This window comes from Fusibacter sp. 3D3, from assembly GCF_001748365.1.
In the GTDB taxonomy this organism is placed as follows: Bacteria; Bacillota; Clostridia; order Peptostreptococcales; family Acidaminobacteraceae; genus Fusibacter_A.
This window is the reverse complement of record NZ_BDHH01000005.1, coordinates 125,076-151,400: the sequence shown is the minus strand read 5'-3', so window position 1 is coordinate 151,400 and position 26,325 is coordinate 125,076. Positions and strand designations below refer to the sequence as shown.

General features: G+C 38.0%; 18 protein-coding genes and 1 riboswitch. Of the genes, 1 reads left to right on the top strand and 17 read right to left on the bottom strand.

What is annotated here, in order from left to right:
* Window positions 1–17: 17 nt before the first annotated feature.
* From F3D3_RS07925 to F3D3_RS07915, 3 genes are all read right to left on the bottom strand, one after another.
* Window positions 18–2,993 (bottom strand): N-acetylmuramoyl-L-alanine amidase, encoded by a 2,976-nt coding sequence (locus tag F3D3_RS07925; protein WP_069872789.1) that lies wholly within the window; start codon window positions 2,991–2,993, stop codon window positions 18–20.
* 211 nt (window positions 2,994–3,204) lie between these two features.
* The gene (locus F3D3_RS07920) at window positions 3,205–3,444 is read right to left on the bottom strand and encodes a TIGR03905 family TSCPD domain-containing protein (protein ID WP_069872787.1); all 240 of its coding nucleotides are present in this window, start codon (window positions 3,442–3,444) and stop codon (window positions 3,205–3,207) included.
* Window positions 3,445–3,511: 67 nt separating this feature from the next.
* A complete protein-coding gene (locus tag F3D3_RS07915) occupies window positions 3,512–5,620 on the bottom strand; it encodes a sensor domain-containing diguanylate cyclase (RefSeq protein WP_069872785.1) in 2,109 nt (702 codons plus the stop codon).
* Window positions 5,621–5,757: 137 nt separating this feature from the next.
* Here F3D3_RS07915 and F3D3_RS07910 point away from each other — a divergent pair, with 137 nt between their 5' ends.
* On the top strand, window positions 5,758–7,014 hold the full coding sequence (locus F3D3_RS07910) for a DUF401 family protein (protein ID WP_069872783.1): 1,257 nt from the start codon (window positions 5,758–5,760) through the stop codon (window positions 7,012–7,014).
* 60 nt (window positions 7,015–7,074) lie between these two features.
* Here F3D3_RS07910 and F3D3_RS07905 read toward each other — a convergent pair whose 3' ends face one another.
* The 14 genes from F3D3_RS07905 to F3D3_RS07840 all read right to left on the bottom strand — a co-directional run bounded on the left by F3D3_RS07905 (window position 7,075) and on the right by F3D3_RS07840 (window position 26,249).
* Window positions 7,075–9,504 carry a right-handed parallel beta-helix repeat-containing protein gene (locus F3D3_RS07905; RefSeq protein WP_069872781.1) on the bottom strand — a complete coding sequence of 810 codons (2,430 nt, stop codon included), beginning with the start codon at window positions 9,502–9,504 and terminating at the stop codon, window positions 7,075–7,077.
* Between the two features lie 97 nt (window positions 9,505–9,601).
* Window positions 9,602–10,384, bottom strand: coding sequence for a hypothetical protein (locus tag F3D3_RS07900; RefSeq protein WP_069872780.1), 783 nt, complete (start codon window positions 10,382–10,384; stop codon window positions 9,602–9,604).
* Window positions 10,377–11,078 (bottom strand): ABC transporter ATP-binding protein, encoded by a 702-nt coding sequence (locus F3D3_RS07895; RefSeq protein ID WP_069872778.1) that lies wholly within the window; start codon window positions 11,076–11,078, stop codon window positions 10,377–10,379. Before F3D3_RS07895 ends, F3D3_RS07900 begins: the two co-directional genes overlap by 8 nt.
* Window positions 11,062–11,445, bottom strand: a complete 384-nt coding sequence (locus F3D3_RS07890) for a GntR family transcriptional regulator (protein ID WP_069872776.1) — start codon at window positions 11,443–11,445, stop codon at window positions 11,062–11,064. The genes F3D3_RS07895 and F3D3_RS07890 overlap by 17 nt, the downstream gene beginning before the upstream one ends.
* Before the next feature lie 169 nt (window positions 11,446–11,614).
* On the bottom strand, window positions 11,615–11,989 hold the full coding sequence (locus F3D3_RS07885; protein ID WP_069872774.1) for a DUF1667 domain-containing protein: 375 nt from the start codon (window positions 11,987–11,989) through the stop codon (window positions 11,615–11,617).
* A gap of 78 nt (window positions 11,990–12,067) precedes the next feature.
* A complete protein-coding gene (locus F3D3_RS07880) occupies window positions 12,068–12,796 on the bottom strand; it encodes a radical SAM protein (protein WP_084388898.1) in 729 nt (242 codons plus the stop codon).
* 10 nt (window positions 12,797–12,806) lie between these two features.
* On the bottom strand, window positions 12,807–15,065 hold the full coding sequence (pflB, locus tag F3D3_RS07875; protein ID WP_242877105.1) for a formate C-acetyltransferase: 2,259 nt from the start codon (window positions 15,063–15,065) through the stop codon (window positions 12,807–12,809).
* 73 nt (window positions 15,066–15,138) lie between these two features.
* Window positions 15,139–15,225, bottom strand: a riboswitch (ZMP/ZTP riboswitch).
* Window positions 15,226–15,258: 33 nt separating this feature from the next.
* Window positions 15,259–17,226, bottom strand: coding sequence for a transketolase (gene tkt, locus F3D3_RS07870; RefSeq protein ID WP_069872772.1), 1,968 nt, complete (start codon window positions 17,224–17,226; stop codon window positions 15,259–15,261).
* 231 nt (window positions 17,227–17,457) lie between these two features.
* Window positions 17,458–17,679: an RNA chaperone Hfq gene (gene hfq / locus F3D3_RS07865; protein ID WP_069872771.1), complete on the bottom strand. Its 222-nt coding sequence runs from the start codon at window positions 17,677–17,679 to the stop codon at window positions 17,458–17,460.
* A gap of 27 nt (window positions 17,680–17,706) precedes the next feature.
* Window positions 17,707–18,624: a tRNA (adenosine(37)-N6)-dimethylallyltransferase MiaA gene (gene miaA / locus F3D3_RS07860; protein WP_069872769.1), complete on the bottom strand. Its 918-nt coding sequence runs from the start codon at window positions 18,622–18,624 to the stop codon at window positions 17,707–17,709.
* Between the two features lie 164 nt (window positions 18,625–18,788).
* Complete coding sequence (mutL, locus tag F3D3_RS07855; protein WP_069872766.1) at window positions 18,789–20,717, bottom strand: DNA mismatch repair endonuclease MutL; 1,929 nt, start codon at window positions 20,715–20,717, stop codon at window positions 18,789–18,791.
* A gap of 4 nt (window positions 20,718–20,721) precedes the next feature.
* Complete coding sequence (gene mutS, locus F3D3_RS07850; protein WP_242877104.1) at window positions 20,722–23,418, bottom strand: DNA mismatch repair protein MutS; 2,697 nt, start codon at window positions 23,416–23,418, stop codon at window positions 20,722–20,724.
* Between the two features lie 84 nt (window positions 23,419–23,502).
* Window positions 23,503–24,948, bottom strand: coding sequence for a tRNA (N6-isopentenyl adenosine(37)-C2)-methylthiotransferase MiaB (gene miaB, locus F3D3_RS07845; protein WP_069872764.1), 1,446 nt, complete (start codon window positions 24,946–24,948; stop codon window positions 23,503–23,505).
* A gap of 494 nt (window positions 24,949–25,442) precedes the next feature.
* Window positions 25,443–26,249 carry an MBL fold metallo-hydrolase gene (locus F3D3_RS07840; protein WP_069872763.1) on the bottom strand — a complete coding sequence of 269 codons (807 nt, stop codon included), beginning with the start codon at window positions 26,247–26,249 and terminating at the stop codon, window positions 25,443–25,445.
* Window positions 26,250–26,325 lie beyond the last annotated feature (76 nt).

Genomic DNA, 26,325 nt, shown 5'->3' with positions numbered 1-26,325 from the left:
TCCCTATTTTTAATATTTTATTGTACGGTTTGACCAAAATAATTGACAATGCCACGTGCTAAACTATCCACTAACAAAGATTGAGATTTTTGATCCATCAGCCATTCATATTCCACAGGATTACAAACAAATCCCGTTTCAATCAGAACCGAAGGTGCCCAAGTTCCCCGCGTCACATAGAAATTCTTCATATTAGCGCCTCTGTCTTTTCTCCCCAAATCAAACAAAATTTGATTTAGCAACGTATCTGATAACGCTTTAGCGACAGGATCTTTATAAAAAACTGAAAAACCGAAGACTTTAGAAATATCTTTCGTATCCTCTAAACTATCTGCATGAATGGATAGAAAGAGGTCTGGTTTTACCTTTAATGAAAATGCTAAACGTTCTTTAAGAGACATATCCACATCAGATTCTCTTGTCATTTTCACGATGGCACCTAGAGATTCTAATTTAGCTTTTAAAGCAAATGCGGTATTCAAATTGATTGTTTTTTCGGTGAATATATCCCCAAGAAGACCCCGAGCACCCATATCGCTACCACCATGACCTGGATCAAGCAATATGGTATAGTTGGCAAGTGGCAAACTGGATACAGCAGATTCATTTTTCGCCTTATTTCTAAGTAGAATTAAATCAAAGCCTTTAGCTGTTTTCTCCATATAGTATCCTTTTAAACTTGGCGTTTCGATTTTAAGGTTGGTCTTACCCTCTGCGAAATTTGTTTCTATAATGCTATTTTGAAGTGAAAGTGCATTCTTGTTCTCAATTGAACTTAAAGCAAGCGATACCGACTCCCCATCGTACGCGGCAATTCCAGCACCACCACCAGAAGTTTCAATCACAATACGATCGAAAGCGTCGGTAGATTGATAGTCCATTTTAGTCAATTTAATAATTTGTGGCTCATTTGCCTTAGAAATCGTTACAGCACTTTTGCTGGTCCAAAGACCTGAAGCAAGTCTTACGTAGTTGCCTGACATGCCAGTGATCTGATCCGTCATGCCTTCTACCATATTAGCAGCAACCCCGTTTCCAGATACTGGTGTTTTGTAGAGGTCGATATAAGTGTCCACCACAACGCCTGTATAAATTGAGTTCTTTGAAATCAAGACTAGATTTTCGGGTGCAGAAGCTTCATCTTTGTAACTGCCAAATTTCATCGTATAAACGGGCACGCCTAAATCTTGCTCATAGACGCCTTGATTAAGCGCTGGAAAAGTGTACTCATAACTGTAAGTTGTCGCATAAACTTTACCATCTGGACTCTGAGTCACTTTAGGCACCATCAAATAACTTTGACCATTAAAAGCAACTTTTACTTCTGCTCCAATTGGCGCCTTACAGATTAAAGTGATCTTTTCTCCTGCCATTCTCATTTCTTTCTCTCTTGGAAGCGTTGTACTATCCGAAATCTGATAAGTACTCATCGGTGTTATACTCCCGCTTGAACTTGTTTTCGTAATTGTTCTTGTGTAACTTTTACTGCCCTGTTTGAAAGTAAATGTATTTACACCCTCTTTTAAAGTTACATAAATACCAAAATAACCATTTAAAGTTCTATCCGCTACTTCTTTGTCATTCAAAAACAAAGGCAGCGTCGCATTTGAAGCCCCTGATAAATAATAATTTGAAGCTGTTGTTTTGATATTGTCACTTGGTCTAGACAAGATAAAAGTGTTGGTCACTGGTGTTACTGGTTTGATAACAATTGGTGCATTGGTTGGTGCATTGGTTGGTGCATTTGCCGTTGAATTTTTAGTGGCATTATTTGAAGCATAATAAGTCTTTAAAAGCGTTCCTAGGCTTGGCTGGTTGATAAAAGCGGTATTGTTATAAAAAATACTGCCCTCTACTTGATCCAATGTTTGATTTAAATCAAGCTGTCTCCTAATTTCATCCACGCCATACCACGCACTTTTAGAATCGCTATTGCCAGTTCTGTAAGCCCCATGGCCGATATACAGTTTTACTGAAGACTCCTTACAGACGTCATTCCACCATTTTGCTAGAATCTCATAATCCGCAATCGTATAGCCAATGTTCCAATAAAGCTGCGGCGCGATATAATCTATAATTTCTTTTTCAACCCATCCTTTTGTATCTGCATAATGTGCATAATAAGATTGAAGTCCTTTTGTATCACTTCCAAGTGCATTGTCCTTTTTATTGGCCCATATGCCAAACGGGCTGATCCCAAATTCAACCTCTGGTTTTATCGCTTTGATGGTTTGGTGCACATCCTCAATCAAAAGATCGACATTATGACGTCTAAAATCTCCTACATCACTAAATCCAGTCCCGTATTGGTTAAATGTACTTGCATCATCAAAGTCTGTCCCTGGATAAAAGTAGTCATCAAAATGTATGCCATCTATACTATAATTGCTTATAAGCTCTGCTACACCGTCTACGATGAGATCTCTAGCTGCAGGAATACCAGGATCATAATATATATTACCATCATTGTATTTCACCGTCCATTCTGGATGTAATCTTGCTGGATTGGATTGTGAGAGACTGTTATAATCATGGCTTGCTTCATTTTTAGTCTTTTTAGTCACTCTAAATGGATTAATCCATGCATGTAGTTCTAAGTTGCGTTTATGCGCTTCCTCTATCCAAAATTCCAAAGGATCAAAATTATTTTCAGGAGCAGTTCCCTGAATACCCGTTAAATATTTTGACCAAGGAAATAGTGCCGACTTGTAAAAAGCATCTCCTGTCGGTCTCACCTGTAATATCACCGCATTCAATCCATTTGCCTGTGCACGATCTAAAATCGTAATGGCCTCTGTCTTTAACGCTTCGACATTGGTCGTCCCTTTTTTCGGATAATCAATATTGAGTACTGTTGCTACCCAAACGCCTCTAAATTCTTCTTCCGTAAGATTGCTTGAAGACGTCTCATCCGCATAAATCTGAATGGTCTGTCCAAAAATCATCGTCGTCAATAGCAGAATTGATACCATCAATTTCATTGTCTTCTTCATATGCTGTCCCCGCTCCTCTGATTGAGTTCATTAAATTTTCATTTTAATTCTACACTATTATAACTGATAAATCTGCATCGTTATCACCTTTTAACGAGAATGTAATTCTTCAGTAACAAACCCATTTTCGCTAAGTGATCTATGTAAAAAAGAACCCTCTGATTATTGGTCATTGAGTTCCATTTTTGCATTATTAAATCTCCAGATGCCTTTACAAACACTTTTCTAGTGCCAGTGCAAGTTGAGAGGGACAGGATGTACTTTTATTGCCACACTTTACATCCTTAAGCCTCTCAATCACGTCTGTCACTGGCATCCCTTTGATCATATTGCTTAAACCTATTGCATTTCCAGGACATCCGCCTACAAATTCAACATGTCCAACCAATCCATCTTCAATATTAAAAATAATTTCTCTAGCACATACACCAGAGGTTGCAACTTTATACATTTTTCTGCCTCCTATTAATGATTCTCTATTATTATAGCGTATTGATAGAGAATATCAATTAATAAAATTATACAATAACGCGTCTATAAGTATTTTTGCCTTCGCTCTTGGCGATATAGAGTGCATTGTCTGCATAACTTATAAAAGAACGCATTTGGAGATCAGCACAGTCTCCATTTTCGATGAAGACAGCACCAATTGAGGCACTCACAGTTAAATGTGGATCTAAGGTATACATCTTCGAAGATTTTTGACAGATTTCTTCCAAAATACTGTCCACAACCTCTAACTCAATGCCCATGAACAGCACGCTAAATTCATCCCCGCCATAACGATAAGAATAGCCTAAATTGCCCACGACATCTTTAAGAAGATCACCAAATTGCTGTAGACACAAATCACCTTCTTGATGTCCAAAAGCATCGTTTAACGCCTTAAAATTATCAAGGTCAATCATGGCAAATACCAAATTTTGTTTAAGATCAATCGCCTCTTTATAAAGTGATGGCAAAAACTCGTTAAAAGCTTGTCGGTTGTAAATGCCTGTAAGAGAATCAATGAAAGAAAGCTCATTGAGTTTTTCGATCATATGATTGAGCTCATTTCTCTGCTTATTGTTGATGAGTGCTATGGCTAAATGTGCCGAGAGCATTTCAATCAGTTCAAGATCATAGGTGTTATAGGCATGCTCTTTAAGCGCTTGAATATTAATCAGTCCAATCATTTCATCTTCTATCATCAATGGCCATATGACTATCGATTTTGAATAGTTGCCCTTTTTAATATAATCCTCTCTGCTTAGTTTAATTGCCGCATAATGTGTTTTAATATAATCAAAATCATCTGCATTGTGTATGATGACAGGCATAAGATTGTTTTTAGCCCATACACTAAAGGATTTATCATTGTCATAATCAATCTGACTCGTTCCTAAATAAACATCATTTTCATATTTGGCAATATAGGTGATTTTCCTTTCCTCAGCCTCTAATAATCCAATTGTAAAAGTATCTATCTCAAAAATATTCTTGAGTTCAATGTACAAATCCTTCACCAAATCATTTAAATTATGAACGGCGTTAATTTTCTTGAGGATGTTATTGACAACTTTCATATTTTCGATAGACTGCGTTAGCATATTATTTTTAATTTCCAATCTCATGAGAGATTCTTGAGCGTTGAGCAAATTGAGTTGATATTGATTTAGGCGTTCTTTGTTTTTATTGTTGTGTTCAAAGTACAAGTTAATGGCGTTAAAAGCAAGCTCCCATTCCGACAGCGCTCTGTAACACTCAGAAAGATAGCTGTAGTATTCTGAATATATAAAATCCCAATGATTGATTTTAGCGAGTTCTAAAGAACGCTTTATAAAAGGCACACACGCTTCATACTTTTGGTGATCCATTAAAAAACTCATATAATCGGATGATATTTTGGGATAATAAAACAACTGGCTATCTTTAATTTGATTATCAATAGCCTTTTTATAAAAAATTTCTACATCTTCATAGGCATGTAGCAATTCGAAATACTTGGCTTTAAGGTAATCCACGTAAGAGAGATAGCTAAAATATTTTCTATTATTTAGGACTTCTTCACACCATAAAATATAGTTAAACGCCTTTTCAGGCGATTTGAGCTGTAGGTAAGCTTCAGCATAATTTGCCAGTATGAGATAAGCTTTGTCATAGTCTAGAAGAGCAATACCTTCATTTACTTTATCCAGATATTCCAGTGCTTTTTCGGGTTGATGTATCCCCAGATATGCATCTGCAATATTGCCATGAATAATTGGCAATAAATCCAGCCTGACCTGATATCGATTGATAATGTTTTTTGCATTTGAAAGATGTTCAATTGCAGCCACATGATTACCAATGATATTTTGTGCAACACCGAGGTTATTCAAAACAGGAGGGCGTAAAGCTTCAAGTCCCTCATAAAAAGTATAACTCAAAGCCATAATATATTGACTAATGCCATCGTTGACATTGCCCTTTTCCACATCGACAATCCCAAGATACAGATGTGCTTTAGAGATCCCAAAGTAGTCATTTTCTTTTGTGGAAAAGGCCATTAATGCATCAATCAACGATAAGGTTTTAGAATCAATCCGATGTAGATTCAAATTAATTTGATTTGTCATTTCTTCTATTTGTTGTCTGATCTTATGCATACACTTTCCACTCCCCTAAAACAATTTACCCTTATGATACCCCAAAATGAAGTTATTTATACCCTTTAAATTAATTTAGGATAGCGAAATAACAAAAGATATGTTAACATACTCTTATAAATTGAAGGGAGCCCAATATGTTTATCCTAAAACTCATACTCACTATGGTCATTATTTTAATCCTCGTCTCCAAAAAAGTAAACATCGGTATATCGCTGCTTTTGGGATCTCTGTCGTTCATCTTACTCAACAAGGCTTCTGTTTTGATGTTCTTAAAAGTTGTTTTTCAGACGCTCACAGATCTGGAGGCTTTAAATTTAGCGCTTGCAATTGGTTTTATAACCATCTTAGGTTATCTCATGGACCGTTATCAACTTATGAACCGTATGATTCAATCCCTAGAAAATCTTCTTGGTAGCGTCAAGGCCACAATAGTGCTCGCACCTGCACTTATTGGCACTTTGCTCGTATCAGGGGGGGCTCTGATGTCTTGTCCAGTTGTGAATTCTTTAGGCGAACGCATCGAAATGTCAAATGTACATCGTGCCGCAAGCAATCTTGTCTTTAGGCATTCTCTATATTTTGTATTTCCACTTTCAACCACTATGATTATCGCAGCACAGATCGGGGGGTATGACCTATTTGAATTTATAAAGCTCCAATTTCCACTTGCGATTGTTTTTAGCTTAATGGGCTACTTTTTATATGTCAGACCCTATTCTTCAAAAGCACTTTTGAACACTCAAATAGAGGGCATTGATATGCACTTTAAATCTCCTAAACTATTTTTTCAGTTGATCAATTTTTGTCTTTACGCCTCACCCATAATCGTCAGTTTATTGTCGACATTAATTTTAAATTTGCCTTTTTCAATAGCTTGTATTCTAGGTATTCTAACGACTTTGCTGGTTCATTTTACAGATAAACATCGGCTAGATGATGATGAAACGCTTCTAATCTCTCTTAAAAAAGGCGTTAAACCATTGATGGTTTTATCTGTTTTTGGCATTATGGTCTTTAAAAACACACTGGGTCTTTTCCCTGATTTATACGACCAAATGGCCTCAATCGTCTCTATGGGAATTCCAATTGAACTCATCATTATCTTATGTACGGGATTGTTATCTTTTACCTTGGCCTCAATTCAGCCAAGCGTCGCCATTTTATATCCACTCATTTTACCTATGGCAATCGACGAACAGACAAAGCTGAGACTGGCGATGTTTATTTATACCACTGGATTTGTATTCTACTATATTTCACCACTACATCTTTGTCAGGTTTTAACCGTTGAGTATTTCAACGTTGATACCAAATCCCTTTACAAGCAATACCGCTTGATATTACCCGTTGTTTTTGCAGTAATGATCGGCATCTATTTGGTCTCTGCATAAGGCGTTAGAGTATCCAAAGTCAAAAGTTGAGCCCCTTTTAACCATAGATAAGCGCATGAATTACTCCTCTTGTGTCACAGCACCTGAACCCTCAACTCGTTTTTGAACAAAAGTGGTCTCTAGTTTGGACTTTATAAATGAAATCGTTGAGAGTTCATCCGCTGTCATAAGTGCATTAACGGCTTCATATGCCTCTTTATCGTTATCAGCCGCAACAACTTGAGTTAACGTCACATTTAGGGCGTTCTTAAAATCAAAGAGCTGTCTTCCGTTTCTGTAAAACTGTGTGTTTTTTATCGATATTTGATTCACATCTTTAAAAACAAGACCACAGGCTTGACAGTCCGAAATGAGTGAATTGGAAAGGCTCAATCCTGTCACATCCTCTAAATTGAGTCCATTGTAACCGCATCCAAACAAAATGACTTTGTTGATTTCTATTTGCTTTGAAGCTTTAACAGAAAGGACATCTCCGATACAATACGTCCTTAAATGCCCTAGTCTTATCCCCTCCATTTGAATATTTTCACAGCCATCGTATACGAGCACTTCCAGATAGCTGTCCGCAAGGATATCAACGATCCCAGACTCTGATAAAACTGTCATATTTTCAACATTCTTAATTCTGAGGGTTCCCTCTTCTACCTGTACATATGCGTTTTCAATCTCTACCTGATATGGAATTTCATAAAGTCCCGGTTTTAAATAAATCGTTTTATTGGGTCCAATAGCAGACAAAAAAGCTTCCGTGTTAGAAACGGTAACCACTTCTGATGCCTTGGGATTTAACAAAATACGCTTTTTACCCTCTGTGATATCAGAGAACATCTCCATTTGCATAAACTTTAACGCAAAAGTGTCACTCATAGGTGAGTAGCCCAGTTCAGTCAAATAACGATCCAATTCTTGACTGTAGGCATTGGCAGTCATCTTTAAAATTTTTACCACATTAATTAATATCGGTGTATAAGAAGATTTTGGATTTTCTTGAATATAGGCTTTGTAACTTTCTAAATATGCCTCTGTGATATAGCCGTCTTTATAATTATAGTCTTCTGAAAAATAACCATTTGGCAGTATATAGAGCTCAAAGAGATAATCCGCCAAGTATTTAGCCTCTTCAAAATCTTTAAGGTCTCTATGGGCCTGATAATCTGCATCAAATGCTTTTATTGCATGAGCAAGTTCCTCAGCAGATACCGTCAAATAACCCTCTGATTGTATCGGAAAAACGGTATATTGGCGCTTTTTAAAGGCCACATAATCTTTAGAAATTGGGTCTACAACATTTACCGCTTGATCTAAAAAGTCAGCACTTGTTGAAAAGTAGGGATGACCCTCTTCGTACTTAATGCTCATGCCATTCTCAATAAAATAAGCGCCCACTGCGCGATATTCCCCTTTAAGTTGAGGATTAACCCTTGTTTTTTCTTTATGCTCATCGAAAACAAAGAGGGCCTCCAATTTTGCGTTATCATAGAGTTCAAGTTGTTCAATCCATACATGTCCATAGTCATAACAGTTAAGTTCATAAAATGCTATAAATTGTCTTACGAGTTCAAGTGGATTTTGAGTATAGGTGACGCTATTTCTAAGCATCTCTTTAGCCCTACTTATGTTGCCCATGTTCCCTACTTGCAATTGGTTTAAATAATCTTTATAACTTTGGTACAACTCATTATCATTAAAATGCCCCCGCCTCATTTTTTGTTTAAAAATCGAATCCGAAATTAAATCCTTAAAATAAGTGTTCGGATAAATTTTAGAGATTAACTCTGAAGGTTTGTTGTACCTAGATACAAATGTATTGGGCGTATCTGAGGACTTTTGAGTTAACTGGAGTTCCAGTTCATAATCACTGTAAAGGCGCTTTTCTTTAACAATCCCTTGACCTGCTTTAAAAACATACTCTAATGTGTATTGCTGCGCCACTGGAATATTTTGATTGTCTATGAATTTATAGCGCACTGTTATTTCATCGTTTTCTATCTTTTCTACGGTTGCTTCCACTGCCAACATGCCTAAATCTGGCTCAATCATGGATGTCTTCCATTTAGAGCCTTCCAAAATATCATTTTTCAAAAGAATCATTTCATTTTGATCGTCATAATACAGCGCATAATGCGTATCCGTCACTTCATAAGCCTTATAAAAAGAGTAATCCTCAGAAACTTCTTCAGACAAAGCCTCCGTTTCACCCTCAAAAAAGTATAATTTGCCGATATTTGGAGATAAAATCTCGTCAATTCTCACACAAGATTCATATCGATTTAAACCATCGACCCCTTTATAATACAAAGTTTCATTAAGCTCATAACGCACAAATTCATTGAGATTTACCCCGCTGCTCTGAATGATATCGCCTGCATTAGGTATCGTTTTAGCTTCATTTTCTGTGTTCTTCTTTGAGCAACCTGTAGCGCTTAAGCTGATAAATAAGATGAGTATAAGGTACAATAAACATTTTTTATGAAACTGCGTTAATATCATGATTTCCCCTCCTATCTATGATCTATATTCTATGTAACGACACAAAAAGAGCGCATCCGCTCTCTTCATGTTGAGGACAATATATCCGTCCCATTTTTTATAAGTTGATTTTATGCTCTAACAAGTAGCCTGTCATCGCAAAGAGCAGTGCACTCATCACTAAAACATAACCCATGGATATATTCAGTGCCATGTGAATATTGGAAACATAATTGACATGGCTTATGCTCGCATTGAATAAGTCCATACTATTGCCCACAAGACTAGTGACTAAATTTAGAACCTGACCTTTGATTAATATGATGCCGATAAAGATCCCAAATGTGATGGCGCCCTTAAAGCGAACATCTGTAAAAATACTTTTAAAAAGTGCAAAAGAAAGAAATATTGTTAATGCAAATTCCACAATAGAAAGGATCCCTACTAAAATGCCTTTGATAACCATCCAAATCTCATTGGCGTCTAAATTTCCAAACTCATAGATAAACCCAAAATCAGTAACACCCATTATTTTGCCATTGGCAACTACGATCGCTAGATAAATCAACCCAATAAAAAAACCTTCACAAAGTGCAAATATGACCTTTGAACCCAAAATCTGATAACCGTTAAAGGGCGTCATAAACAACATATAGCCTTCTTGCTTAAACATATCTTGTCTCAGCAATGTGATGATGTCCACAAGATATAACATACCAAATCCAAATGTTAAAAAAGCTACAAATATACCGAATATTTCGTTATTAGCAAAATATCGCATGGATTCATCCATTTGATAATATTTAAATAAAGCATATGCCTCTCCTAAAATCACCATAAGGCAAGCCACTAAGAATACTGTTTTTTTACGGGTAAATTCAAACTTTAATAATTTAAGCATGTGCAAAAACCTCCCTATAGATATCTTCAATTGATTTGCCTCTTTCAAATCGCAAATCTTCAGCACGGCCTTGTAAAACCAATCGCCCATTGCCTAAAAATATAACTTCATCTAGAATCTGTTCAATTTCAGTCACCAAGTGTGTTGAAACGATCATCACGCTATTTTCATCAAACTGCTCAATGATACATTCCTTAATTTTAGTTCTTGAAATTGGATCCAATCCATTTAGAGGCTCATCTAGCATAATTACTTCTGCATCTCTGCAAATCGTCAATGAAATTTTAAGACGTGCTCTTTGCCCTGTGGATAGACTTGACACTTTTTGGTTGAGATCAAGTTCCATAAAGGTCATTAAATCCAGTGCCTTATTCATATCAAAATCAGCGTACATATCATTATAAAAAGCTAAGCTATCTTTAACTTTCATCCACCCGTACACAAAATTTTCGGTTGGCATATAAGCGACTTTAGATCTTGTCTCATGAGACGGTTTATTACCACAAACTGTTATCTCTCCCGATGATTGTTTATGTAAATCCGCAATGATTTTCATCAAAGTGGTTTTACCACTGCCATTGGGGCCAAGGACGCCATATATTTTACCCGATTCAAACTTTAGTGTGATTTCTTCAAGTGCCACCTTATTCATATATTTTTTATTTAAATTAATGCAATTAATTAATATTGACATCTTGTTGGTCCTCCTTCTCAAATTGGCGATTAATCTTTTCTATGATGTTTTCTTTGTTATAATTGAGTTTGACCATGCCTTCAACAAATGTTTTGACCATATCACTCACGAGTGCTTCTTTCATCACTAAAATCATCTCCTCTTCTTCTGTTACAAAAGTGCCAAGCCCTCTTTTTGTCAGGCAGACTTCTTCAGTCTCAAGTTCTTTATAAACTCTTTGTATCGTATTTGGATTTACTTTTAATTTGATTGCCAAATCTCTTGTAGATAATAGCTTTTGACCGCTTGGAATTTTTCCAGAGACAATATCATGTTTAATCATGTTTATGATTTGTTGATAGATCGGTAGATCGTTATTAAATTCCATACCACAACCTCCTTGTTAATTTATCATATAATTCACGCGTGTATTAATGTGATAGTACACCGAACCACGTATAAATACAAGGCATTTAATGCAATTTTAATGTAACCCTTATCATTCTACAAAAAAGAAATGTCTTTTGTGTGACCAAAAGACATTTCTTAAAAAAAAATTAGAACATTGATTTTGTAGCGACAATATTGACGCCCGTATTTAAAATATTTTCGACGATTATTTCTCCTGATTTTACAGGTAATTCAATTTCAAGTGTTTTAATGACATTCATGGCGTCTGAAACAATTGTCTTAGGAAGGGGGGCATCTGAGTTCACAGGCAACCTTTCTACTCTGAATCCTCTTAACCTTACACTTGTGGGTAACATACATTGTTGATCAAACTTATAGTTTTTTATGTATTCATACCCACGACTACATCGACTACCGTACACATTCTTAATTTGTTCTCCCCATTTGGAGTATTCAATGGACATGTTGCAGTGAACTGGGCACAAATTACACACCAGTTCTTTTACATTAGAATCATTCATAGCCAATCTCCTTATGATATTTGTCTTGGATTTAGCCAAAACCTTGACTATGAATATAATATCCACTTCCTAACAGTTCTAAACATTTTTTTGGATCATTTCCTGTAATTCTACAAGTATTTTTTCAGATAAGGAAGGTCGGTTCCAGAAAGGAGAATTCCATTGCCACTTTCCCATACCCGTATTATGAAATGCAAGCAGCTCAAGCTTTTGTCTATACGTGGATTTTGTAAGGCATTCCAGTTTTAAAACAAGAGATTTTTGATCATTATAATCTGGCACAATGACTTGCCTTATCCAATAGGGCTTATGAATGGCTTTAATGAACTCTAAGAACTCAAGCGTTTTTGAAAGTGCTCCACCCGTTAGTGCCGTATAAGCTTCTGATTCTGCATGTTTGACATCTAAAATAATAAGGTCTACCACTTCAAGCAATACTTTTACGTCCTGATTAAGGATACAACCTGATGTATCAAGCGCCACATGAATCCCTTCCGCCTTTAAGCGCTTGCATAAAGGCTCTAATTTTCTAGCCTGTAAAAGCGGTTCGCCACCTGAAAAGGTAACGCCACCGCCATTTTTATAATAAGGTTTCATTTTCATGATCAAAGCCATCAGTTCATCTTGTTGCATCCAATTTTCAGTCTGGTCTTGCCAAGATTCAGGATTATGACAGTAGTGGCATCTCAGTGGACACCCTTTTAAAAAGATGACGGTCCTGATGCCTGGTCCATCCAAAGTGCCCATACTTTCTATATGAAATACATTTAATGCAGGTGTCATAGGGCCATGCCTTTTTAAATTCATTAACCCCTCCTCAAAGACTCTTATGAAAAGTTCTATTGATAACTTCCAGCTGTTGTGCCCTGCTCAACCTATGAAAATGAACCGCATATCCAGATACCCTAATCGTAAGATTCGGATACAATCCTGGATTTTGCATTGCCTCAATCAGCTTATTGCGATCCAAAACATTTACATTTAAATGATGTGCCCTCTGATAGAAGTACCCATCAAGGATATTTACTAAATTGGATTTTTGAAGTTCAAAAATCGTGCCTAAAGAGGATGGCGTTATGGAAAACGTACACGATATACCATCTCGACAAGCCTCATAAGGTATTTTAGCGACCGAGTTCAGTGAAGCAAGTGCCCCTTTCTGATCTCGATTGTGCATTGGGTTTGCTCCAGGTGCGAAAGGTTCCCCTTTTTTTCTACCATCGGGTGTACTGCCCGTTTTTTTACCATATACGACATTTGAAGTTATGGTTAAAACCGACAAACTATGCGTCGCATTTCTATAGGTGGGATGCTTTCTCAATTTTTCTATGAAACTTTCCGTCAGCTTGACGGCTATGGCATCCACGCGATCATCGTCATTGCCATAACAAGGAAACGCACCTTCTGTGATAAAGTCTTCAATGAAACCATGTGCGTTTAAAACAGGTTTTACCATTGCGTACTTAATCGCCGATAAAGAATCCGCCACCACTGAAAGACCCGCTATCCCGCACGCCATGAAACGATGCACCTCGGTATCGTGAAGCGCCATCTGCGTTTTTTCATAAGCGTATTTATCATGCATAAAGTGAATGATATTAAGGGTATTCACATATTGCTCACAAATCCATTCTAAATAGTGATCAAACCGTTGCCATACTTTATCAAAATCCAAAATTTTATCATTCATAACCGTATCTTTTGGCCCTATAAGCTCAAAATTATTTTCATCGTGCCCACCATTTAGTGCCATGAGTAATGTCTTGGCCAGGTTACATCTGGCACCAAAAAATTGCATCTCTTTCCCGAGCTTCATGGCCGACACACAGCACGCGATGCCGTAATCATCCCCGTAAACAGGTCTCATGATGTCATCGTTTTCGTATTGAATGGCATCTGTTAAGATGCTGAGTTTCGCACAATATTTTTTAAAGGCCTCAGGCAATTGTTCGGACCATAAAACAGTCATATTGGGCTCAGGTGCTGGCCCGAGATTAGTGAGTGTATGCAAAAATCTAAAAGAGTTTTTGGTCACAAGTGATTGTCCATCAACACGGATACCACCAAGTGCTTCTGTTATCCAAAGCGGATCTCCCGCAAAAAGTTGATTGTAATCTGGCGTTCTAAGCTGTCTTGCCAATCTCAATTTGATGACAAAATCATCTATAATCTCTTGAATCTGAATTTCAGAGTAAAGGCCATTTCTCAAATCTCTCTCCGCATAGATGTCAATAAAAGAACTTACCCGCCCAAGGGACATAGCGGCACCATTTTGCTCTTTTATTGCAGCAAGGTAACCATAATATAGCCATTGAACCGCTTCTCTTGTATTCTTTGCGGGTTTTCTAATGTCGTGGCCATACGCCTTTGCCATCTCAATCAGTTTCTTTAAAAAATCGATTTGCTTATACAGCTCTTCTACTTGTCTGATATTTTCTTCTGTCATTGGCCTTTGTGCATAACACTTTTTATCGGCTGTTTTTTGTGCGATGAGGTAGTCAATCCCATAGAGTGCAATCCTTCTATAATCCCCAATAATCCGACCACGTCCATAAGCATCTGGAAGTCCAGTGATCACACCACTGCGCCTAAGCGTTTTCATTTCTTCTGTATAGACTCTAAACACGCCTTCATTATGCGTGGTTTTATAGTCAAATTGTGATATGACTTCTGATGAAAGGCTTTTGCCATAGGCTTCACACGCTTGAGTTGCCATTCGAATACCGCCAAAGGGATTAACGCCTCTTTTTAAGGGTTCATCTGTTTGCAGCCCTACGATGATCTCCTTTTCCTTTTGAATATAACCGGGTTCATAACTCAAAAGAGAGGAAACACGATCCACATCGATGTCTAAAACACCCTCTCGACTGGCTTCCAATTCTAGAAGCTTTTCAACGGTTTCCAATACATTTAAAGTGCGTTCCGTACAGCCTTCTAAAAAGCTTTCATCTCCAGTATAAGGGGTGATGTTCTGCATTATAAAATCTCTAACATCTACCTCTTGGGTCCAATTGCCGTCAGCAAAGCCCTCATACTCAATCCTCAATGATGCTTCATTCATTTTATCTGCTTTCATTGCTCAGCGCTCCTTTTATAATAAACTTACCAAGGTGCTGATTTTTTGCATACAAAAACCGACACACCTAGGCTGTAAGCGCCCAGGCGGTCGGCTAATCATTATAATACTCTCAATCCCTCGTGGTTTTCCACTGACTCCGCCAGTTTTGAGATATTCAAATTATAATAGATCTCAAAAGATCTGTAAAGACTTATTTAGAAATTAATGCTTTTGCACGCGTCACAATGTTTTCACTCGTAAAACCAAAAGCTTCAAATAGGACATCCCCTGGTGCTGATAGACCAAAGCCCTCCATCCCGATGACATCACATGCATATTTATGCCATCCAAAAGTGGTGGCAGCTTCAACCGCAAGCTTTGGAACCCCTTTTAAAAGCACTTCTGCTTGATATGATTTTGGCGCCGCATCAAACAATTCTTGACATGGCATAGAGACTACTCTCGAATCAATGCCTTCTGCTTTTAATTTAGACTGCGCTTCAATACAAAGTGATACTTCCGAACCTGTGGCAATTAAAACCACTTGAGCTTCTTTTTCTTCTTTAGAAATAACATAGGCACCTCTTAGGGCTTCTTTAGAAGAACCTTCGAGTGCTGGTAAGTTTTGTCTTGATAGAATAAGTGCCGTAGGGGTCTTTGTACTCTTCATTGCAGTGTACCATGCCGCACTGACTTCTCTTGCATCCGCTGGTCTGATCACATTTAAATTTGGAATTGATCTGAGCATAGCAAGTTGCTCAATGGGTTGGTGCGTAGGACCATCTTCCCCAACACCGATACTATCATGTGTCAAAATATAAGTCACAGGAAGTCCCATCAATGCCGCAAGTCTAATGGCAGGCTTCATATAATCTGAAAATACGAAGAAAGTTGCCGCATAAGATTTTAAGCCACCATGCGCTTGAATCCCATTACAAATCGCGGTCATCGCATGTTCTCTAACACCAAAATGTAAATTTGATCCCGCATAATGGGTTGCAAAGAAACTTTCTCTATTCTTCATATCTGAATTATTTGAAGGCGATAAATCTGCGGATCCACCAAATAAGTTAGGCACTCTATCCGCTAAATTGTTGAGCACCTTACCAGAAGAACTTCTTGAAGCAGTTGTTTCATTATATGCCCAAAACGCCTCTGATTCGAGGTAATCATTAGGTGTGGCACCACTCATCCAAAGCTCATACTCGCTCGCGAGTTCAGGAAATTCTTTTTTATAATTTTCAAAAAGTGTATTCCAAGTTGTCTCAGATTTAGAGAGCTCTTTTGTAAGTTCTGCCATATGATCCGTTACTTCTGCTGGAACCTCAAAAGCATTTTCACAAGGCCAATTCAAGAATGTTTTCATCTCTGAAATGCCGTCACCGCCAAGTGGAGAGCCATGAACCTTATGAGAGCCTTGTTTTGAAGGACAACCATAGCCGATAATCGTCTTAACAATGATGATTGATGGTTTTTCAAGTTCTGCTTTAGCCGCATTAATTGCCTTTTCGATTGCAATCGTGTCATTACCATCCTCAACGATTTGAACATGCCAATGCATAGCCTCAAATCGCTTCGCCACATCTTCCGTGAAAGCGATTTCAGTACTGCCTTCAATCGAAATTTTATTGGAATCATACATGAGTACAAGTTTGCCGAGTTTCAATGTGCCTGCAAGTGATGCGGCTTCTGAAGAGATACCCTCCATTAAACAACCGTCACCTGAAATCGCATAGGTGTAATGATCTACCACTTCAAAACCCGGTCTATTAAACTTAGCAGCAAGATGTGCTTCTGCCATTGCAAAACCAACAGCATTGGCAATGCCTTGACCTAAAGGACCCGTCGAAATTTCAACACCTGCAGTATGCCCGAATTCTGGATGTCCAGGTGTCAAGCTGTTAAATTGTCTAAAGTTCTTGAGTTCATCCATAGGAAGACCGTAGTTAAATAAATGTAATAAGGAATACATCAGCATTGAGCCATGACCTGCTGAGAGTACAAATCGATCTCTATTGTGCCAATGAGGATTGCTTGGACTGTGTTTTAATGCTTTTGCCCATAAAGTATATGCCATCGGTGCTGCTCCAAGTGGAAGTCCAGGGTGACCGGAATTTGCAGCTTGAATTGCCTCCGCTGACAAAACTCTTATCGCATTAATCGTCAAATTTTCTACCATAATTAAACCAACCTTTCTAAAATTCTTATCATAAACATTATATAGTGTAACCCTTTGAATAACAATAACAGAGTTCTACTTTTGTCATTTGTTCATAAAAATTAATAAATACGTCCCATTTTGCTTAAAAAAATGCTGAAGTTCATAAATTAAGGGCGTTCTCAAATGTTTAAGCTTGAATTTCGCTTATCCATCTAAACCCGCCCCTATTAGACCCTATACTTTTAATGATTAAGCTTGAAAATTAACTGTTTTTGCTGGAATTATGGTCGAAATTGCATGTTTATAGATCATTTGTTGTTTACCTTCGCTATCCAAAACGATCGTATAGCTGTCAAAGCCTTTAACTAAACCTCTTATTTGATAGCCACTGATTAAAAAAATGGTAATGTGAGTCTGATCTTTTCTACATTGGTTCAAAAAAACATCTTGTAAATTAATAGCACTCTTCATGGTTCCCCCTCCTTCTATTCTATAGTTTCATATGGTTGATAAAATCGTCTTTACCACTGCCTCTTTTGATGAGAACGCCTCTAGGTCGATCCACCTAATATCCTCATAACGTTTAAACCACGTCATTTGCCTCTTGGCATATCTTCGGGAATTTTGTTTGAGTAGAGAAATCATGGTATCTAAGTCGTAAAGACCATTTAAATATGCGAGCACCTCTTTGTATCCTATACCCTGCATGGATTGAAAACTATCATCCAATCCTAATTTTTTTAGAGTTTTCACTTCCTCTATAAGACCAGCTTCAAGCATCATGTCCACACGCTGATTGATGCGTGCGTAGAGCTTTAGGCGATTTCTCGTCAGTCCAATCAAAATTACTTCATAATCTTCCGTTCTGACAGGGTCCAAAGTAAAATCGCCAACGGTTTTTCCAGTCACTTTATGGATTTCAAGTGCTCTAATAACACGTCTCAGATTATTGGGATGGATCTTCTCTGCAGCATTTAAATCCACCTGTTTCAATAATTCATGTAAAGCATTATTGCCTTCAAGTTCAGCCTTTTTTTCAAGTGATTGCCTGTAATTTTCATCTGATGCATTTTCGCCAAAATGCATTTCGTAGAGCAATGCATTCACATAGAGGCCTGTCCCGCCTGTGATAACTGGTATTTTGCCCTCAGCATGCAGTTTTGAAATAATGGCCTTTGCATCTCGCTTGTATTCACTGACTGAATAATTCTGATTCGGTTCAATGAAATCAATGAGATGATGTTTGATCCCCTGCATTTCCGCATCTGTGGGCTTTGCTGATCCAATGTTAAGTTTTTTATAAAGCTGCACTGAATCACATGAAATAATTTCAGTATCAAGCGCTTTAGCCACCTCAATTGAGATATCTGTCTTGCCAACAGCTGTCGGCCCCACTATCACCAATATTTTTTTCATGATTTCTCCTACCCCTATAAGTTGAATCCATTTTAATCGACTTTAAATTCACGTAATCACCTTTACTTTCGGCGATTAAAATTCATTCTCCTCTCAAAATTCAATTCAATACCTATATCATATATTTTTAATGTACAAACTTCAACCTTGAGTCTATTACTTTTTTAAAGAATACGCTTAAATTTTTTCTCAATCTCTGATTTGCTAAAACTGATCATGATCGGTCTCCCATGTGGACAAGTATAAGGCTCATTAAGACCTTTTAATTGTGTCAATAAAGACTCTATTTCTAAGTTGGACAGCTTGTCATATGCTTTTACTGCTGATTTACACGCTCTACTCATGAGTTTTTCAAGCACAAGGTCATCCATTTTATGTGATAAGCCTTCCATGATTTCAACGAGTATAGCACTGGCTGTTTCAACGTTAAACATATTCGGAATTGCTCTGACAATGATGCTCTTATCTCCAAAGATAGAAACTTCATATCCCAATCGATTGAAGTAGGCCTGATATGCATTAAATTCATGCATGCTCAAATGATCCAGTTCTATAATTTCGGGAAGCAATAAGCCTTGAGAAATCATCTTACCACGCTTATAGGCATCCACAAAGCGTTCATACAGAATTTTTTCGTGTGCTGCATGTTGATCGATTAAATAGAGCTGATTGCTTTTTTCATAGAGCAAGTAAGCATCTATAAACGTCCCAATGTAATTAAGCTCATCATAGATGGATGCCGTCTGTACCGGCTTATCAAAAAAACGAATTTCATCTGCAAATTCGATAAGTGGTTCAAGCGAAACTTTTGAAAAATCAATTGCTTGATAAGCATGCTCATGCGTGGATTCCTTTGAAATAAAAGCCTCCTCCGTCTTTTCGTTTGGCCCTTTTTCAGAGGATAAATATGTCGCGTTTGTGGACTCTTTATACACGTTTTGTTCACGTTTTTGGGCAACGGGAGGCTCAAGACTACCAAGATACTCAATATCATCAATAGGCTCAATATCACTGATAGACTCAATATCACCAAGAGAGTCCATCGCGTCATGCGTTTCAGTTCTTTTCAAACTCACCTCAGGTACTTGATTTTGCAGATTGAATGCCTTTTTAAGAGCCGTATAGATAAATTGCTTTAAAACGCCATCGTCATGAAATTTGATTTCTGTCTTAGCCGGATGTATGTTGACATCAATTTTATCTGGATCAATCTCAAGAAATAGAAAACAAACAGGGTATCGATTATGCATTAAGTAAGGTTTATACGCCAAATTAATGGCATCCTTAATCACATCACTCTTAACATATCGACCATTTACGAAAACAATTTGTTGCTGTCTTGTGCCCTTGGTGTAGTCAAAAGTGGAGATATAGCCCTTCAGTTTTAAGAAGTCAAATTCATCTTTAATCTCAAATAGATGCTTGATCAACATGCGATCATAAATTGAAAAAATCGTATTTTCAAGTTTTTCATCACCAGGTGTTTTGAACACCATTTGATCATCTGTAGTATATTTAAACGCAATCTCTGGATGAGATAGAGCCAAATTGCCCATGATCTCAGTAATATGCTTGGTTTCGACAGAATCACTTTTTAAGAATTTTAAACGCGCTGGCGTATTGTAAAACAAATCTCTGACCACGACGCTTGTGCCACGCTTAGCGCCCATTTCACTCTTCCCGATGATTGCGCCACCAGAAGCTTCTACTTTGATGCCGTAATCGTCATTTTCTTGCATGGTGATTACTTCCACATTTGCAACTGCACAAATGCTTGCAAGTGCCTCACCTCTAAAGCCCAGCGATAAAGTCCTATAGAGATCGTCAATTTTACGGATTTTGCTCGTGGCATGCCTTTCAAACATCAAGTCTACATCATCGCGATGTATGCCACTGCCGTTGTCCACAACTCTTATGAGCTTTTTGCCGCCTTTTTTGATATCCACTATGATTTCAGTGGCACCGGCATCCACCGCATTTTCAACCAGTTCTTTGACCACCATTGCGGGTTTCTCTACCACTTCTCCGGCTGCAATTTTACTAGAGGTTATTTCATCGAGTCTCAATATTCGATTTGTATTCGATTTATTCATTTGATCACTTCCTGTTTTTAAACTGATGGACGATTTGATAGAGTGTATTCATGGACTCTATAGGCGTTAGTTGCTCAACGTCTATATTTTCAAGGTATTTAAACAGAGCCTCATCTATTGCATAAGCACTTTTCAGGGGACTTAGTTGTGCTCTCACCTCTATTTGACCCTCTTTTGAGTCGCCATTATGACCATCTTTTGTATTAACATTTGAATCGTCTTTAAAATCACTTGTCCTATCGACAGCATTCAAATTATGAATATTGTTGTTGATATCATTGACTTCCAGTTTGGCTAAAATTTCTTTTGCCCTCTCAATCACGGGTTTTGGTACGCCAGCGAGCTTGGCCACTTGTATCCCAAAACTTTGATTTGCGCCACCGCGTTCAATTTTTCGGAGGAATAAAATATCATCTTTTGCTTCTTTAACCGATATTCTAAAGTTACAGACACCATGAAGCTTGCCTTCAAGTTCCGTCAGTTCGTGATAATGTGTGGCAAACAAAGCCTTCGTCTTGAGCTTTGAAATATACTCCACTACGCTCCATGCGATGCTGAGACCATCATAAGTACTTGTGCCTCTACCAATTTCATCTAGTATGATCAAGGCTCTTGGAGATGCATTGTTGAGTATGTTTGCAAGTTCATTCATCTCCACCATAAAAGTACTCTGACCTTGTGAGAGGTCATCTGAAGCGCCAACTCTTGTGAAAATGCGATCCACGATACCGATCTCAGCTTTATCCGCTGGTACAAAACAACCGATTTGAGCCATCAAGGTGATCAACGCAACTTGTCTTAAGTAAGTAGATTTACCCGCCATATTAGGACCCGTAATAATATAAAACTGATGTGCATCTTGATCGAGTAGGGTATCATTTGGGATGAACAATTCATCGTTAAAGATGCGCTCGATTACAGGATGACGTCCATTTTTGATGTTGATCACTTGCTTTTTAGATATTTTGGGCATCACATAGCCATAGCGATAGCTGACCTCTGCAAAGGATACCAGTGCATCCAGTGATGCCACAGCATACGCGGTCTTCTGAATGCGCTTGATCTCGACCATAATTTCTTGTTTAAGCGCACTGAAAAGTTCACTCTCAAGTCTCCCGATCTTTTCTTCCGCATGCAAAACGGTTTCTTCGATCTCTTTGAGCTCTGGTGTGATATACCTTTCCGCATTTGCAAGTGTCTGCTTTCTAATGTAATGTTCTGGAGCAAGTTTTGCACTCCCTCTTGAAATTTCAATATAGTAACCGAACACTTTATTAAAACCGATTTTGAGTGTCTTAATGCCTGTTCTTTCTTTTTCCTTATTTTCGATATCTAAAATCCACTGTTTCCCGTTGAGTACCGCATCTCTAAGCTTTTCAAGTTCTGCGTTGTATGTCGTCTTTATCACACCACCATCTTTTAAGGTGTATGGCGGCTCCTCTACGATGGCACCTTCAATCAACTGATAAATGTCTTCAAGGCTATCTATATCATCATAGATCGTCTTCAGGAGGCCTTCTTCCATGGCTTCAAGTCTTATCTTGATTTCAGGTATAACAAAGAGTGAATTTTTAAGGGCTACGAGATCCCTCGGATTGATATTGCCATAGACGAGTTTACTGGTTAAGCGTTCAAGATCATAAATTTGCTTCATATATTCTCTTAAATCACTTCTAAGCAATAAGTCTTCCACTAAAACCGCAACGGTTTGATGTCTCATTTTAATGGCTTCAATTTGAATTAAGGGCTCTTCTATCCACGCCTTTAATTTCCTTGCGCCCATAGCGGTTGCGGTCTTATCCAAAACCCAGAGCAAAGACCCTTTTTTCTCCTTGCTTCTCATGGTTTCCACCAGTTCCAAGTTGCGGCGCGTGTATTTATCTAAAATCATAAAATTGGAATCGTGATAAATTTCGATTTTATGAAGATGATTTAAAGGCGTCTTCGCCGTTTCCTCAATATAGGAAAGCAATGCACCTGTGGCCGAAAGTGCCACGGGAAAATCATTCAGACCTATACTTTCCACTGAAAATACTTTAAAGATCCTTGAAATGACTTTATGCGCGTTTTCATCGCCAAATGCGTGTGCATAATAAGGTGATAAGATCATATCTTGATCGATCAATGCCTTCTCAAGGGCCTTGTCAATTCCAGTTTGTATATTAATGATGATCTCACTGGGCTCTATTTTTAGGATTTCGTCAATAAGACGTTCTACTTCTAATATTTCTGTTGTTTTAAAAGTCCCTGTGGTGATATCACAATAAGCGAGCCCAAATTTCTGGTCATTAACCGAAATAGCAGCAATATAGTTATTTTCTGTGGCATCAAGCATGTCTGGATCAATGACCGTTCCAGGTGTTATAACTCTGATGACTTCTCTTTTGACAATCCCCTTTGCAAGTGCAGGGTCCTCTACTTGTTCGCATATGGCTACTTTAAACCCTTTTTCAACAAGCTTTTTGAGATAGACGTCCATTGCATGATAAGGAATCCCACATAATGGCGCGCGTTCTTCAAGGCCACAGTTTCTGCCTGTCAAAGTAATTTCAAGTGCTTTTGATGCAACGACAGCATCGTCAAAAAACATTTCATAAAAATCGCCTAAGCGATAAAATAAAATGTAGTCTTCATATTGTTCTTTGATTTCAAAATATTGACGCATCATTGGCGTCAATTTCTCTTTATTGATTGTGCTCATGTGTTGCGCCCCCTACTCACGTTCTACAGATGTTTTAAATTATGCTTTTTACTCGCCTGCTTGCTTTTGCACTTTGTTTATCCGTTATCTGATCACTTCAACGAGTTCGCCAAATATTGAAAATCGCCTTGGCTGAGTCGCTTTGACTCTCACAAGCTTACCCGTGAGTGAAAGATCGCCCTCAAAGTTAACCGTAACATGTTGACGCGTTCTACCCATTAAAATCTGATCTGTTGATTTAGAAGCGCCTTCCACAAGAACTTCTAGGATTTCATCTTGGTAACTTTTAATTTTTTCATTAACCATCGGGTTAAACATTTCTAGCAGTTCCGTCATTCGGCGGTGTTTTTCGGCTTCATCGATCTGAGGTTCTATCAACGCTGCTGGTGTCCCCGTACGCTTAGAGTAAATATAGGTGAACGCTGAATCGAATTTGACTTCTTTCATTAAAGATAACGTCTCTTCGAAGTCTTCTTTTGTCTCACCAGGAAAACCAATGATTAAATCAGTGGAAATAGACACCTCTGGCATCAATTTTCGAGCTTTATCTACAATTCCAAGATACTGTTCTCTCGTATACTTACGATTCATCGCTTTTAAGATCCGATTACTGCCTGCTTGAATTGGCAAATGTAAATACTCGCAAATATGCTCGCATTCAGCCATGGTTTCTAGCAATTTATCGGAGATATCTTTAGGATGTGAGGTCATAAAGCGAATGCGCTCAATCCCTTCGATATCGTTTACTTTTCTCATTAAGTCTGCAAAATCCATTGGACTTTCAAGCGTTTTGCCATAGGAGTTTACGTTTTGGCCCAGTAAGATAACCTCTTTCACGCCACCATCAACAAGCCCTTTTATTTCATCAAGAATATCTTCTGGCACTCTAGAACGCTCTCGACCTCTTGTATAGGGTACGATGCAATACGCACAAAAATTGTCACATCCATACATGATATTGACATAAGCTTTGATGTCTTTTTTGCGATTTATGGCAAGCCCCTCTATCACATCCCCTTCATTTGCCCACACTTCAACCACTTGTTTATGAGAGGAAAGCGTTTCTTCAAGGAGCGATGGGAAGTTATGAAGATTATGCGTTCCAAATACGAGATCCACGTATTTATATTGTTTCTTGATAGCTTCAACCACATGCGGTTGCTGCATCATACAGCCACAAACCGCTAGGACTAAGTCCTTTTTCGTTTCTTTTAAATGTTTGATGCGTCCTAAGTTGCCATAAACTTTAAACTCTGCATTTTCACGGACACAGCACGTATTGAAAATGACCAAATCCGCTTGATCGATCTTCTTGACGACGCTATAGCCCATATCTTGAATCATGGCATCTAGTTTTTCAGAGTCATGCTCATTCATCTGACAACCGTAGGTGACTATAATAGCCTTCTTCTGCTTACCTTCTTCTCTATGAAATTGATCGTTGATCTCTCTAATATTACGAATCACTTCATCATTTTTATTTAACAGTTCCTCTACAGAAACCAAATTAAGTGTTTCCCTTTTTGACATTTCAATCCTCCTAAAAATCGTTCCCTATTATTATAACAGATTTCAATTCTCAATTAAACTTTGTGGATTTTTGTTTACAATTAAGCCCCAATCCCCATGCTATAGGCCAGCGTCCTCGCTACGCTGCGGATGACCTGTCGCATGGGGATTGGGGCTTTTGTGGTTTTTAGGACCAAGATCTTACAATAAAATATTTTATTGACATATTGGCATGTGATATTAAAAGCACCGTTCTATGTAGATTATTGATCATAAATTCTTTCTCACACAACAGCCCCCATCTCAATGATGCAGGTTATCCGCAGCAATGCAAGGGCGCTGACCGGAATCATTGAGACAGGGGCAATAGTATAACCCTTGGGGAGATGTCCTCCACTTCTCAAAGTGGGGGTTCATATTCCTAATTCAGAAACTCCCACTGAATGCAATCCTAACGGATTGCGTAAGGGTTACGAAGGTAGCGTAGCGGACTGAGTATACGCTTTGATTGCGCTTTACCAATTTAGCTCTAACCCCACTCCCACTTCTCGCACAGGGATGAACTTATGAATTTCTGATTTTACAGCAAACGACGTACAGTGACAAGGGTATAAATGCTCAATATTATTGCGCTTCAAATAACGGATGGTGCCTTGTACTTGTTCATTCACCTCAAATAAGTGAAACCCACCTATCACACCGAGCACTCTATTGTCTTCGGTTACATTTTTGGCATATTCTATAATATTACAAATGCCGCTATGGGAACACCCTGTGATAATGAATATACCTTGGGCACTTTTATAAACAAGTGCTGTATCATCGAGCACATAGTCATCGAATGAATTGCCATCCACTATTTGTGTCCCAATGCATTGACTCTTTTCAAAATGATTCGTCTGTGGAATTTCACCTAAAAAAGTGATGTTTGGACTCACTTTAATGGGCTTCTGTGACAGGATAAGATTACATTTCTCACTGAGTTCTTGCTTGAGTATTGGCGAGCAGATCTTCAAGCCTTCAAAAGATTTTTCATTGAAAGCATCTGGATGCGCAATAACGGTCACTGCTTCCCTTTTTTCGCATTCAAAAAAGAACTTTAAACCTCTGGTATGATCATCATGTCCATGCGAAATGACAATGGACTCAATCTCATTTAAATCGATGCCAAATGCCTCTGCATTCTTTAAAAATAAATCGGAATAGCCAACATCCAATAGTAATTTTATCCCTTCATCCTCAATATAATAAGATACTGCCGGTTCTCCGCAGTAGTAGGCATCAATATACGTATTATTATCTACCAATACTTTTAGTTTCATCTTGCACCTCACTCATCTCTAATTTTACATCATAGGGTAGAGGGTTGCTCAACTTTTGGATTTGACACCCTAACCC

Excerpts from the sequence above, each read along its gene's own strand:
- F3D3_RS07925 (WP_069872789.1), bottom strand. The coding sequence starts at position 2,993 with ATGAAGAAGACAATGAAATTGATGGTATCAATTCTGCTATTGACGACG.
- F3D3_RS07920 (WP_069872787.1), bottom strand. The coding sequence starts at position 3,444 with ATGTATAAAGTTGCAACCTCTGGTGTATGTGCTAGAGAAATTATTTTT.
- F3D3_RS07915 (WP_069872785.1), bottom strand. The coding sequence starts at position 5,620 with ATGCATAAGATCAGACAACAAATAGAAGAAATGACAAATCAAATTAAT.
- F3D3_RS07910 (WP_069872783.1), top strand. The coding sequence starts at position 5,758 with ATGTTTATCCTAAAACTCATACTCACTATGGTCATTATTTTAATCCTC.
- F3D3_RS07905 (WP_069872781.1), bottom strand. The coding sequence starts at position 9,504 with ATGATATTAACGCAGTTTCATAAAAAATGTTTATTGTACCTTATACTC.
- F3D3_RS07900 (WP_069872780.1), bottom strand. The coding sequence starts at position 10,384 with ATGCTTAAATTATTAAAGTTTGAATTTACCCGTAAAAAAACAGTATTC.
- F3D3_RS07895 (WP_069872778.1), bottom strand. The coding sequence starts at position 11,078 with ATGTCAATATTAATTAATTGCATTAATTTAAATAAAAAATATATGAAT.
- F3D3_RS07890 (WP_069872776.1), bottom strand. The coding sequence starts at position 11,445 with ATGGAATTTAATAACGATCTACCGATCTATCAACAAATCATAAACATG.
- F3D3_RS07885 (WP_069872774.1), bottom strand. The coding sequence starts at position 11,989 with ATGAATGATTCTAATGTAAAAGAACTGGTGTGTAATTTGTGCCCAGTT.
- F3D3_RS07880 (WP_084388898.1), bottom strand. The coding sequence starts at position 12,796 with ATGAATTTAAAAAGGCATGGCCCTATGACACCTGCATTAAATGTATTT.
- pflB (WP_242877105.1), bottom strand. The coding sequence starts at position 15,065 with ATGAAAGCAGATAAAATGAATGAAGCATCATTGAGGATTGAGTATGAG.
- tkt (WP_069872772.1), bottom strand. The coding sequence starts at position 17,226 with ATGGTAGAAAATTTGACGATTAATGCGATAAGAGTTTTGTCAGCGGAG.
- hfq (WP_069872771.1), bottom strand. The coding sequence starts at position 17,679 with ATGAAGAGTGCTATTAATTTACAAGATGTTTTTTTGAACCAATGTAGA.
- miaA (WP_069872769.1), bottom strand. The coding sequence starts at position 18,624 with ATGAAAAAAATATTGGTGATAGTGGGGCCGACAGCTGTTGGCAAGACA.
- mutL (WP_069872766.1), bottom strand. The coding sequence starts at position 20,717 with ATGAATAAATCGAATACAAATCGAATATTGAGACTCGATGAAATAACC.
- mutS (WP_242877104.1), bottom strand. The coding sequence starts at position 23,418 with ATGAGCACAATCAATAAAGAGAAATTGACGCCAATGATGCGTCAATAT.
- miaB (WP_069872764.1), bottom strand. The coding sequence starts at position 24,948 with ATGTCAAAAAGGGAAACACTTAATTTGGTTTCTGTAGAGGAACTGTTA.
- F3D3_RS07840 (WP_069872763.1), bottom strand. The coding sequence starts at position 26,249 with ATGAAACTAAAAGTATTGGTAGATAATAATACGTATATTGATGCCTAC.